Here is a 12,905-nt window from a genome sequence, read left to right on the forward strand (position 1 = left end):
TTGTATGCGCCGGGCGGTGCCGGTCAGTATTCGACCGCCACTTCTTGCGCACCCAGCATTTGCTCCAGCGCCATCTGCAACTCATCCGATGGCGCCACTTTCCACTCGTCACCAAACTGCAGCACGCAACTGACGCCCTGCGGGCTGACCTTGGCTGCGATCGGCAGTCCGTCCGCAGCCCGGTGCGGCGTGATCACGTCGCTGATGCGTTTCATGTCCAGCGTCGTGGGCAGAGTCAAGCCCAGCTGGCGGCCATACTGCACCCGCGCGGCGATGATGTCGAAGGCGCTCTCGGCGGTGATGCGCAAGCCGCCCGAAAAACGGTCTTCCGACACCTTGCCCACGACGGCCAGGAATTCATCTTCCTTGAAGATTTTCCTGTTTGAGTCGAACAATTCGCCGTACACCGTCACTTCCACCGTGCCGCTCTTGTCGTCCAGGGTGACGATGAGGATCTTGCCGCGCTGCGTCATCTGCGTGCGCAAGCCCGTGATGACGCCCGCCATCATGCGCGGTTCGCGCGACGGCGACAGTTCCGACAATTTCGTGCGCGCAAAGCGGCGCGCTTCGGGCGCATACGAATCGAACAGGTGGCCCGACAGGTAGAAGCCCAGCGCGATCTTCTCTTCCGTCAATCGCTGTTTGTCCGTCCACACGGGCACCTTGACGTACTCGGGCGGCGCCACCATGTCGCTGTCGTCGCCGCCGAACAGGCTCACCTGGTTTGCCGCCTTGGCGGCCTGGTCGGCGCACTCCATGGCGAACGCCACGGACGCGAGCAGGATGGCGCGGTCGACCTTCAGGCAGTCGAAGGCGCCGCTGCGGATCAGGGACTCGATGGTGCGGCGGTTGATCTGCTTCTTGTCCACGCGCTTGCAGAAATCGAACAGGCTCGTGAATGGCCCGCCCGCCTCGCGCGCGGCGATGATGGCTTCGATGGCGTTCTGGCCGGAACCTTTCACGGCGCCCAGGCCATAGCGGATCTGCGTGACTTTCTTGCCGCTCACGGACGGCGCCGCGCCGCTTGGCGTGAAGCGGTAGTCCGATTCGTTGATATCCGGCGGCAACAAGGTCAGCTTGCAGATTTCCAGCGAGTCTTCCACCAGGATCTTGATCTTGTCCGTGTCGTCCATGGCCAGCGACAAGTTGGCGGCCATGAAGGCGGCCGTATGGTGCGCTTTCAGGTAGGCCGTGTGGTATGACAGCAAGGCATAGGCGGCGGCGTGCGATTTGTTGAAACCGTAGCCGGCGAACTTTTCCATCAAGTCGAAGATCTCGTCGGCCTTTTCCGCCGTCAAGCCATCTTTCGCGGCACCGGCGCGGAAGATCTCGCGGTGCTCGGCCATCTCTTCGGCCTTCTTTTTACCCATGGCGCGGCGCAGCATGTCGGCGCCGCCCAGCGAGTAGCCGCCGACGATCTGCGCCATCTGCATCACCTGCTCCTGATACACCATGATGCCGTAGGTTTCGGACAGAATCGATTCCGTGCGCGGATCGGGATAATCGAAGCGTTCGCCATGCTTGCGCTTGCAGAAGTCGGGAATCAGGTCCATCGGGCCCGGACGGTACAGCGCCACCAGCGCGATAATGTCTTCGAAACGGTCGGGACGGGCGTCTTTCAGCATGCCCTGCATGCCGCGCGACTCCAGCTGGAACACGGCCACGGTCTTGGCCTTGGTCAACAAGTCGTACGACGGCTTGTCGTTCAGCGGCAAGGTCGCCAGGTCGAAGTTCGCCTGCGCCGGATCGAGCTGCTTGATATAGCGCACGGCGCGGTCGAGGATGGTGAGGGTCGTCAGACCCAAAAAGTCGAACTTCACGAGGCCAACGGCTTCCACGTCATCCTTGTCGTACTGCGATACGACGCCCGAATCGCCGCCCTGCGTGTACAGCGGGCAGAAATCCGTCAGCTTGCCCGGGGCGATCAGCACGCCCCCCGCGTGCATGCCGATATTGCGCGTGATGCCTTCGACTTGCTGCGCCAGGTCCAGCAGTTGCTTGACCTCTTCCTCGTTTTCCAGGCGCTCCTTGAGCAGCGGTTCCTCTTCGATGGCGTCGGCGATCGACACGGGCTTGCCCGGCTTGAACGGGATCAGCTTGGAGATGCCGTCGCAGAAGTTGTAGCCGAAGTCCATCACCCGGCCCACGTCGCGGATCGCGCCCTTGGCCGCCATGGTACCGAAGGTGGCGATCTGCGAGACCGCCTCCTTGCCGTACAAATCCTTGACGTGCTGGATGACGCGGTCGCGCCCTTCCTGGCAAAAGTCAATATCGAAGTCGGGCATCGAGACGCGTTCGGGATTCAGGAAGCGCTCGAACAGCAGGTTGTACTGCAATGGATCGAGGTCGGTAATCAGCAGCGAATACGCCACCAGCGAACCCGCCCCCGAACCGCGGCCCGGGCCGACGGGCACGCCGTTTTCCTTGGCCCACTGGATAAACTCGGCCACGATCAGGAAGTAGCCGGGGAATTTCATGTTGCAAATCGTGTCCGTCTCGAATTTCAAGCGCGACTCGTAGCGCGGGCGCTCCTTTTCACGGCGCTCGGGGTCCGGATACAGCTGCAATAAGCGTTTTTCCAGGCCGGCCTGCGACTCGGCGACGAGGAACTGGTCGATCGTCATGCCGTCCGGCGTGGGGAAGTTCGGCAATTGCGGCTTGCCCAGGGTCAGGGTCAGGTTGCAGCGCTTGGCGATTTCCACGGAATTGGCCAGCGCGGCCGGCAGGTCGGCGAACAGTTCCGCCATGTCGGCCTGCGACAGGAAACGCTGGCTGTCATTGAAACGTTTCACGCGCTTGGCGTTGGCCAGCATTTCGCCTTCGGCGATACAGGTGCGGGCTTCGTGGGCAATAAATTCTTCAGGGGAAATGAATTGCACGGGATGGGTGGCCACCACGGGCAAACCCAGCTTGGCCGCCAGGGCCACCGCATGGCGCACCTGCGCCTCCTGGTTGGCCTGGCCGCCGCGCTGGATTTCGATATAGAAATGGCCGGGGAAAATCTCGGCCCAGCGCTGCGCATTGCGCTCGGCCAGGGCCAGGTTGCCATTCTCGATGGCCGTGCCGACATCGCCAAAGTGCGCGCCCGACAGCACGATCAAGCCATTCGCCGCGCTTTCGCCCGGGTACAGGTCGTAGGTATTCGTCGCCAGCGCCTGCAGCCACTCGATGCGCAGTTCGGCGCGGCCCTTGTACTGGTTCGTCAGCCAGGCCGTCGACAGCAGTTCGCACAGCTGCAGATAGCCCATGCGGTTCTTCGCCAGCAGCAGCAGCCGCGATGGCTTCTCGCGGTTGTCGTCATTCGTGATCCACACGTCGACGCCGACGATGGGCTTGATGCCCTTGCCGCGCGCCTCCTTGTAGAACTTGACCATGCCAAACAGGTTCGACAGGTCGGTGACGGCCAGCGCCACCTGCTTGTCCTTCGCCGCCGCCTTGACCACGTCGTCGATGCGCACCAGGCCATCGACGATCGAGTACTCCGAGTGCACGCGCAAGTGGACGAAGGCAGGACCGGGCTGCATCGCTTGCTGTGAACCTGCCGGAGCGCCGGCCTCTTGCATTACCATTTCCATCCTGTGTACCGTTTCGTGCAAAATTCAATGGGGTCTATTCTACCGCGTCGCGGCCCCGGACCGGCGGTGCGGCCCTCGGTTGCGGGCAAGAAATTCCTGCCGTGCACAGCCCGCCGGCAGGGCAAAACGTGGCTGGCCGGGTATCCTGCCTGGCCTGTCGGGCTTATAATATCGGCTGTTCAGTCTAACCCGATCGCCATCATGCAAGCCATCACCCCTGCCACACCCGCCGTTTCCGCCGCCGTCAGCCCGCTGGCCGCCTCGTTTGTCAATATCGCCGCGTATAAATTCATCACGCTAGCCGATACGGAAGCCATGCGTCCCTTGTATCAGGAGCAATGCCTGGCGCTGGAACTGAAGGGCACGATCCTGCTGACGCCGGAAGGCATCAATATGTTCCTGTCGGGCACGCGCGAGCATATCGATGCCTTCCTCGCCTGGGTCCGCAGTGACGAACGTCTGGCCGATCTGGAATGGAAGGAAAGCTTGTCGAACGAGCAATCGCACAAGCGCATGCTGGTCAAGCTGAAAAAAGAAATCATCACCATGCGCATGCCGCTGATCAAGCCGGAACTGGGCCGCGCCCCGTCCGTCGATGCGCAGACGCTCAAGCGCTGGCTCGACGCCGGCGTCGACGATGCGGGCAAACCCGTGGTCATGATGGAAACGCGCAACGCCTTTGAAGTGGACGTGGGCACGTTCAACAACACGCTTGATTACCGCATCGACAAGTTTACGGAATTCCCGGCCGTGGCGGCCGCCCACAAGGATGAACTGGAAGGCAAGACCGTCGTCACCTTCTGCACGGGCGGCATCCGCTGCGAAAAGGCCGCCATCCACATGAAGGAAATCGGCTACGACAGCGTGTACCAGCTCGACGGCGGCATCCTGAAATATTTCGAGGAAGTGGGCGGCGAGCACTACACTGGCGACTGCTTCGTCTTCGACTACCGCACGGCGCTGAACCCGAAACTGGAACCGACGGAAACGGTGCAGTGTTTCGTCTGCCGCGCCGTCGTCACGCCGCGCCAGCAGCTGGCGCCGGAATACGTGTATGAGGTGTCTTGCCCGCATTGTTACGGCAAGCACGCCGCCTAACAACATTAAGTGCCGGTACGTCAGCACTGACACGGGCATTTTCGTACCGGCCAGTATTTTTTGGCCGGAGTTCACATACGCCTGCAGAAAACAATGCAAAAAAGGCAAAATTCCTGAATATGCCTTACAAATGATTACAATTATGCCGAGCAAAATGGCGAACACTACGGCTTAAGAATTTGCTCAATTGCTACAATATATATATCATTGCCTACCCCGGTCAAAAGTCGGCTACAGACTAGTGATCTCGCATTCATTGTAATCAACATTTTTTCCTCGACTCCATCGTCCAGCCCTGTTTAGCTGCTTCTATTTTCGACGCGGGATTACTACTGTAATAAAAATCGTTTAACGGCGCTGCCCTCCGTATTATTTCCCTGGATAAATTGTAATATTTGCATGATTATCAAAAACACCGCTTATAATTTATTAGGATTGGGCTTGCCGCTCTTGGTTGCGGTTGCCTCAATGCCGGTGTTGATCCATAGTCTCGGAGACGCGCGTTTTGGTGTCCTGACACTGATATGGGCAGTGGTCAGCTATTTCGGTTTGTTCGACCTGGGTCTGGGCCGTGCACTTACACAGCAATTGTCGGTTTTGATCGCGGCAGAACGCGATGAAGAAATTGCCCCCATGGTCTTCACCAGTCTGTTGATGATGACAGGCCTCGGCCTGCTGGCCTCAGCCTTGCTCTGGTTTGGCGCCGAATTGGGCGCACGCAGCATTTCGCATGCTAGCGACAGCGCGGAAATCATCGGTTCGATCCGCGTGATGGCCATCGCCATGCCATTCATTGTCCTGACCACGGGTTTTCGTGGCATTCTCGAGGCCAAGTCAGCCTTTGGCGTAATCAATCTGATTCGCCTGCCGATGGGCTTATTCACGTTCCTCGGTCCACTGGCCATCGTCCTCTGGTATAAAAACGACTTGGTTGCCGTTACCGCGGTGCTCACCCTCGGACGTGTCATCGCCTGTCTCGTACATGCTTATTTTGCGGCGCGCTGCTTACCTGGCATGCTCAACGCCAGGCATTTCAGTGCCAGCTTCATGAAGCCTCTGCTGGTGTCCGGCGGCTGGATGACCGTCACCAATATCATCAGCCCTCTGATGTCCTATCTTGACCGCTTCCTGATAAGCACGACCATTTCGGCGGCGGCGGTGGCCTATTACGTGACGCCCAACGAAATGATCACCAAGATCTGGATCATTCCCGGCGCTTTGACAGCGGTGCTGTTCCCCGCATTTTCCAGCCAGATCGGCACTGGGCGCAGCCATGAACTGATGGATCTGTACCGCCGCAGCGTGCTCTACCTGCTGCTGGCGATTACCCCAATGACGCTGATCATTGCATTTGCCAGCAAGGAAATCCTGACGCTTTGGGTAGGCGCCGCATTTGCCGAGCAAAGCAGCAGCGTGCTGCGCATCTTTTCGTACGGTGTGCTCATCAGCAGCATCACGCAAATTCCGTTTTCCTTGCTACAGGGCGCTGGAAAGGCCGCACTGACGGCCAAGGTCCATGTCGTTGAGTTCCCAGTGTATTGCCTGCTGCTGTGGCTGAGCTGCAGCTATTATGGTTTGGAAGGCGCGGCACTGGTATGGCTGCTGAGAATCTGCGCGGATGGCTGGCTCATGTTTTACTTCTCCTTTGATATTCTGGAGATACGATTCACGGAAGTATTTGGCACAAAATTCATTGCCTTGATGACATTGATTACCCTTTCTTTCGCATCCTCCTTGATTCCATTGACAGGGCTGAAAATATGGCAATTTTCGACCTGTCTTGCCATCATTGCTGCCTATATGTGGTTCAGTTTCTTGAGTGAAAATGAACGTCTACTTTCTAAAAGAAAAGTCTATGCAATTTTCGGCAAATAACAACAGCCGGGTCTGGATGGACAGGGTCATCAGGATGCTGGTACCGCTGTATTATGGCGTCCTGTTTTTCATCTTCGTCGGTGAATTCAAGATATTCATCGGCACCAGTTCCGTCAGCCTGCCGATCAGTTTTGCGTTGATCAGCCTGATCTTCCTGGTAAGGCTGCTACGGGAAGACGTGATCATCACGCGCAATGCGCTAATCCTGTGCACCGTTGCCGCGCTCGGCATCCTGACTACCTTGCTGCGTGATCCAGGTCAGCTGCAGCGGGCCATTGCCGCAGTGATTCCACTGGTCGTTTCGGCTATGGCACTGGTCAGCCTGCGTGCCTGGCCAGTAGACATGAACAAGGTGCGCCAGGCCATTATTTATGGCGGCGTAGTCCTGGCCCTATGGACGTACCTGGGATTCATCCAATCTTTCGGCGTGCAAGGCGACTACTATGACAAGAAATTGATGGTAGAAACGCTGCTAGGACGCTCCAATTATCTGGCGGCCTATCTCTTTTTCCTGGCTGCGACTTTTTTTTACCAGAATAAATACCTGTTCCTGTTTTTTGTAGGCGCCATCCTCGCCACCATGTCCAGAGGAGGCATCTTAATCATCAGCCTGTTCATCCTGTACATTTTCTGGACAGACAAAAAGTATTCGCATATAAAATATTTCACGGTCTTTTTATCCATCCTGTTCGCCGTGTATCTATTTTTTGAATATGGCTACAGCATATTCATGATGCTCAACGACAGCGAATTTAAAATCCCTGATTCGTTCAACAATCGCATTATCCTGTGGGGATTTTCAGTTGATTTGATCGCCAACTCCCCTCTGCTGGGTGTCGGCCCGAACGGCTTCCGTTCCGCAATTGAAGCGGCCGGCAATATGGAAGACGTATGGGGCGCGCATAATTCCATATTGTTATTATGGCTCAATTACGGCATAGTTGGCCTGCTACTCTATCTGAAGTATCTGCACAATATTTATCGAGAAATAGCCAAGGCGGCACACAGCGAACCTATTTTTCAATCGATCAAAATTGCGTTTTTATTCCTGTTGCTTTTTTCACTATTTGAACCGCTAATCGGATCAGTATCGTTCGAACTATTACTGGCCATGCTGTACATTACGGCAAAGAATATTAACCGCAAGGACAAAACCGGCCCCAGCCTGCTTGCCGCGTAATACCGCGCCTGCCCATTTTTTTGTGAGTTTGTTTATGCCCATTTTATCCGTAGTAATCGCGACCCACAATCGCAGCGCGTATGCCGTGCATGCCGCAAAGAGTGTCTTGAGCATCAACTCGCCGTTAATCGAGCTGGTCATGCATGACACCAGCACCGACGGCAATTTGCAAAACGAAATCCTGCCGTTACTGGTGGATGCCCGCTTGCATTACAAGCATTGCGCCACCCGGCTGTCAATGACAGAAAATCACAATCTAGCGCTGGCCATGGCCAGCGGCGACTACGTGTGCGTAGTCGGCGATGATGATACCGTTGCCGCCGAGATTCTTGACGCAGTGCAATGGGCCATCGAGCACAAGGTCGATGCGATCTCGCCCAAGGTGGTGGCCAACTATGCTTGGCCGGACTTCTTGTCGAAAACCTTCGGCCGCGGCCACTCCAGCCGCCTGTATATCAATGATTTCTCGTCTGGCATCGCCTATGCGGATTGCGGCAAGGGCTTGCGCGATTCCCTGCAAATGGCTTGCCAGGGTGCCGACGGCCTGCCCAAGATTTATCACGGCATCGTCCGGCGCGCCATCATGGAACAGGTCAAGGCAAAGACGGGCGAGTATTTTCACGGCGTCAGCCCGGACGTATCGGGCGCGCTCGGCATCGCCGCTCTCACCAGCTCATTTGCCGAAATTGATTATCCGCTGACCATCCCTGGCGCGGCCGGCAACAGCAACACGGGACGCAGCGCCATGAATTCCCATCGCGGCAACCTGGAAGACGATCCCCATATCAAGCCCTACAAGAATCTGGTGTGGCCGCCACTAATCCCACGCTTTTTCAGCGTGGAAACAGTCTGGGGCCAGGCCGCCTATGAAACCTTGAGCAAACTGGATGCCGCACAATTGGAGCGTTTCAATTTCCTCCATTTGTACGCGATTTGTCTGGTGAGCCACCCGGATTACTACAAAGAAATTTTTAACGCCGCGATGGTATATCGGCAGCAATACGGTCGGAATGCGACGGTCACCGTGGTGCGCGTACTAATGGGCGCCGCCTGCATTGCCCTGGCCAAGGCCGTGCGCCTGGCCAAGCGGGCGACGCGGCCAAGCGCAGCGGGCGGGCGATTCTTCATCCCGGACATTCCCAACATTCATGCGGCCAGCGACGCCCTGAAAGCTTTCTTAAGTAAAAAATCGACATCATTTAAAGGTAGGAGTGGAAATGTCTAAAAACGAAATCGTCGAATTGATCGTGGCACGCCTGCAAAGTGAAAAGGCGCGCGCCGCCGACATGTTTGCTGCCAGCGCGAACAAGGTCGGAGTACGCCATTGCTACATCGAAAATATGCTTCCCGAGTCGTTGGCCAAGGAAATTTACCATGCCTTCCCAAAGCTGGAACAGATGCGTCTGATGTCGAGTTTTCGCGAAAGAAAATTCACCTCCAAGCATTTTGATCAATTTAATCCGATTCTCAAAGATATTACCTTCGCGATGCAGGACGTTGCCGTGGTCCGAGTTATCGAAGAAATCACCGGCATCGCGCAGCAAATTCCCGACCCGACCCTGTATGCCGGCGGCTTGAGCATGATGGGCGAAGGACACTTTCTCAACCCTCACATCGACAATTCGCATGAGGCGACGCGCCAGTTTTATCGCACCCTGAACCTGCTCTTCTATGTCACGCCGGACTGGGCGCTGGAAAATGGCGGCAATCTGGAACTGTGGGAACCGTCTGTGCGCAAGAATGAGACCATCCATAGCAAATTCAACCGTCTGGTGTTGATGGAAACGACGCCAACCTCATGGCATTCGGTGAGCCCGGTGCAAGTCGACCGGCTGCGCTGCTGCGTGTCAAACTATTACTTCTCGCCCGCTTCGCCGACCGGCGAGCAGTACTTTAACGTCACGTCCTTCAGCGCCCGCCCCGAACAAACGGCGCGCAGGGTGCTGGCATGGGCAGACAACAAGCTGCGCCAGGGCGTACGCGCACTGGTGCCAGGCGGCGTCGGCCCGAAGGATGTGTACAAGGCGGGGGACAAATAAGTGGGACGTCTTTTGCTACATGCGCCTAACGTCCATGTGGGCGGCGGCCTGGTGTTGCTCAAGGAGCTGCTCGCGGCACAGGACGGCGCCTCGTTGTGGGCAAATCTTGACCATCGGGCCAAGGCTATCCTGTCCTTGCCTGCCGGAACAGAAAGCCATTTTGTCAAGGCCTCGCCCATCGATCGCCTCAAGGCCGAACTGCGCCTGCAGCACGCATCCCGTACCGACGATGTGATTCTGTGTTTCCATGGCATGCCGCCCCTGCTGCCGCTGCGCGGCCATGTCGTGGTCTTCCAGCAAAACCGGAATTACTTTGGCCTCACGCCCCTGTCCGAATTTTCTGGAAAAACGAAAATACGCGTGGCGTTCGAACGCATCGTCTGCCGTGCCTTCAAGGGCAATGTCAACGAATACGTCGTCCAGACCCCCTCCATGCGCACGGCACTGATGACTTGGCATGGCGCGAACCCGCCCGTGCGCGTGATTCCGTTTATCGGCGCCATGGCCGGCACGTCCCCTGAAGCGGCCGCAAACGTGCGCGACGGCTATGATTTTGTCTATGTGGCCGATGGTGAAGCCCACAAGAATCACCGACGGCTGCTGGCAGCATGGATATTGCTCGCCGAGAAGAATATCCGTCCGACGCTGGCGCTCACGCTGCCGCCCCATTGCAAAGCCCTGCGCGCGGAGTTCGACAGCGCGAGCGCCAGCCATGGCTTGCATATCGAGCAACTTGGCGTGCTGCCCCATGCAGACATCCTAGCCCTGTATCGCAATGCCAAGGCGCTGGTATTCCCGTCCATGACGGAATCGTTTGGCTTACCCTTGCTTGAAGCGAGCTGGGCCAACCTGCCTATCATCGCATCGGAACTCGACTATGTACGCGATGTCTGCGTGCCCGCCGACACCTTCGATCCCACATCGCCAGTGTCGATCGCCCGCGCAATCCGCCGCTTCCTGGGTGTGGCTGAACCCGTTGCCAGCATCGGCTCGGCAGCGGACTTTCTTGCGGAGCTACGCTCTTGAACCTGCTCGTGGTGAGCCAGTACTTCTGGCCTGAAAATTTTCGCATCAATGACCTGGTCCGCTCACTGGTCAAGCACAAGGTGCATGTGGATGTCCTGACAGGCCAGCCTAATTATCCTGATGGCAAAATTTTTTCTGGCTATACTGCCACCGGCTTTGCCGCGCACGATTGGCATGGCGCGACCGTGCAACGCATGCCGCTGCTGCCGCGCGGGCGGGGTTCCGCGCTCGGCCTGATCGGTAACTACCTGTCTTTCGTCGTAAGCGGCATTTTGCTGGCCCCGTTCGCCCTGCGGCGCAAACGCGTTGATGTGATTTTCGTCTATGCGATTTCGCCGATTCTGCAAGTCATTCCCGCTATTTTCTTGAAATGGATCAAAGGTGCCAAGCTGGTCATCTGGGTACAGGATTTATGGCCCGAGAGCCTGGAAGCGACGGGTTTTGTACGCAACCGCAAGCTGCTGGGCCTGGTCGAAATCTTGGTCCGCTGGATCTATCGCCATGCCGACCTCATCCTAGTGCAATCGGAAGCCTTCGTCGCCCCCGTTGCGGCGCTGGCCGAGCCGGGAAAAATATCCTATTATCCAAACTCAGCCGATGATGTCTTCTTTCAGCAGGCGACACAGCAAGTCAGCCCGGTAGCAGGCCTGCGCGATGGCTTTTCTGTCGTCTTCGCCGGTAATCTGGGAACCGCCCAATCCGTCGAGACCATCATCGCTGCAGCAGTACTGTTGCAGGACCAACCACATATTCGCATAGTACTGGTAGGCGATGGCAGCCGTGCCGCGTGGCTGAAAGCAGAAATTGCACGTTTGAAACTGCAGAATGTCAGCATGGCAGGACAACACCCGATCGAGGCGATGCCAGCCATCCTGCATCAGGCGGGCGCCCTGCTGGTGTCGCTGCGCGATGAAACGATCTTTCGTCAGACCGTGCCCAGCAAGCTGCAAGCCTATCTGGCCATGGGACGTCCCATCATCGCCTGCCTGAACGGCGAAGGTGCGCGCATCGTGATGCAAGCCCAGGCTGGAATCGCCTGTACGGCAGACAACGCCGAAGCCTTGGCGGCGGCCATCCTGGAAATGTCGCGCTTCAGCGAAGCGGAGCGGGAACAGCTGGGCAAGAACGGCTTGGCATACTTTCAACATCATTTTGACAGCGCAATGCTGACCCGAAACCTGATCACGCATTTTGAAAATCTGTTGACAGGCAGTACAGGTAAAAAATAATAAATCGACCAGAAAAGGATAGTTTATGAAAATATTAGTTTTGGGCGTGTCCGGCATGCTGGGCAATGCCGTATTTCGGTATTGTTCCGAAGACAGCCAACACGAGGTCATCGGTTCCGCCCGCAGCGATAGCGTGCGCCGCAATTTCCCCGAGGCATTAGGCCAGCGTATCGTGACCGGCACGGATGTCGATAACCAGGATTCGCTGGCGCTGCTGTTTGCCAAGGTCAAGCCGGATGTCGTCATCAACTGTGTCGGCCTCATCAAGCAAATGGCCGATGCCAACGACCCGCTGCAAGCGATTCCTATCAATTCCCTGCTGCCGCACCGCCTGGCCCGCCTCTGCGACATCGCTGGCGCGCGCCTGATTCATGTCAGCACCGACTGTGTTTTCTCTGGAAGCAAGGGAAACTACCTGGAGTCGGATGCATCCGATGCCAAGGATCTGTACGGCCGTTCAAAATTTATGGGCGAAGTCGACTATCCACACTGCATCACCTTGCGCACGTCGATCATCGGTCACGAACTGAACAGTGCAAAAAGCCTTGTCGGCTGGTTCCTTGCCCAGCAAGGCAGCGTCAAGGGCTACACGAAGGCTATCTTCTCGGGCTTGCCGACGATCGAACTGGCGCATGTGATCCGCGATGTCGTCTTGCCACAACCCGCATTGCGGGGTCTGTACCATGTTGCTGCCGAGCCAATCAACAAGTTTGATCTGCTCACGCTGGTAGCACAATCCTATCGGAAAGAAATTGAGATTGTGGCTGACGAGCAATTGGTGATCGACAGGTCGCTGAACGCGCAGCGCTTCCGGGCGGCGACAGGCTATGTGGCACCAGCATGGCCGGAACTGATCCAGAAAATGGCTAATTTTAAGTAATAA

General features: G+C 57.1%; 9 protein-coding genes. 8 read left to right on the forward strand and 1 reads right to left on the reverse strand.

All coding sequences use genetic code 11. From position 1 onward, the window contains the following. Positions 1-23 precede the first annotated feature (23 nt). A complete protein-coding gene (dnaE, locus tag CSQ91_RS16170; RefSeq protein WP_099388945.1) occupies positions 24-3,563 on the reverse strand; it encodes a DNA polymerase III subunit alpha in 3,540 nt (1,179 codons plus the stop codon). Between the two features lie 213 nt (positions 3,564-3,776). Between dnaE and CSQ91_RS16175 the strand changes: the two genes are divergently transcribed. From CSQ91_RS16175 to CSQ91_RS16210, 8 genes are all read left to right on the forward strand, one after another. Continuing rightward, complete coding sequence (locus tag CSQ91_RS16175; protein ID WP_099388946.1) at positions 3,777-4,673, forward strand: sulfurtransferase; 897 nt, start codon at positions 3,777-3,779, stop codon at positions 4,671-4,673. Between the two features lie 399 nt (positions 4,674-5,072). Next, on the forward strand, positions 5,073-6,548 hold the full coding sequence (locus tag CSQ91_RS16180) for a flippase (RefSeq protein ID WP_099388947.1): 1,476 nt from the start codon (positions 5,073-5,075) through the stop codon (positions 6,546-6,548). Beyond that, positions 6,499-7,728, forward strand: coding sequence for an O-antigen ligase family protein (locus tag CSQ91_RS16185; RefSeq protein ID WP_099388948.1), 1,230 nt, complete (start codon positions 6,499-6,501; stop codon positions 7,726-7,728). The genes CSQ91_RS16180 and CSQ91_RS16185 overlap by 50 nt, the downstream gene beginning before the upstream one ends. Positions 7,729-7,762: 34 nt before the next feature. Further along, the gene (locus tag CSQ91_RS16190) at positions 7,763-8,953 is read left to right on the forward strand and encodes a glycosyltransferase family 2 protein (protein WP_143451039.1); all 1,191 of its coding nucleotides are present in this window, start codon (positions 7,763-7,765) and stop codon (positions 8,951-8,953) included. Continuing rightward, entirely contained in the window at positions 8,946-9,767 is an 822-nt protein-coding gene (locus tag CSQ91_RS16195) for a 2OG-Fe(II) oxygenase (RefSeq protein WP_218963753.1), read from the forward strand. The genes CSQ91_RS16190 and CSQ91_RS16195 overlap by 8 nt, the downstream gene beginning before the upstream one ends. After that, the gene (locus tag CSQ91_RS16200; RefSeq protein WP_143451040.1) at positions 9,768-10,793 is read left to right on the forward strand and encodes a glycosyltransferase; all 1,026 of its coding nucleotides are present in this window, start codon (positions 9,768-9,770) and stop codon (positions 10,791-10,793) included. Next, positions 10,790-12,022, forward strand: a complete 1,233-nt coding sequence (locus tag CSQ91_RS16205; protein WP_099388951.1) for a glycosyltransferase family 4 protein — start codon at positions 10,790-10,792, stop codon at positions 12,020-12,022. Before CSQ91_RS16200 ends, CSQ91_RS16205 begins: the two co-directional genes overlap by 4 nt. A gap of 25 nt (positions 12,023-12,047) precedes the next feature. Next, positions 12,048-12,902, forward strand: coding sequence for a dTDP-4-dehydrorhamnose reductase family protein (locus CSQ91_RS16210; RefSeq protein ID WP_099388952.1), 855 nt, complete (start codon positions 12,048-12,050; stop codon positions 12,900-12,902). Positions 12,903-12,905 lie beyond the last annotated feature (3 nt).

This window comes from Janthinobacterium sp. BJB301 (genome assembly GCF_002735685.1).
Lineage (GTDB): Bacteria > Pseudomonadota > Gammaproteobacteria > Burkholderiales > Burkholderiaceae_D > Janthinobacterium > Janthinobacterium lividum.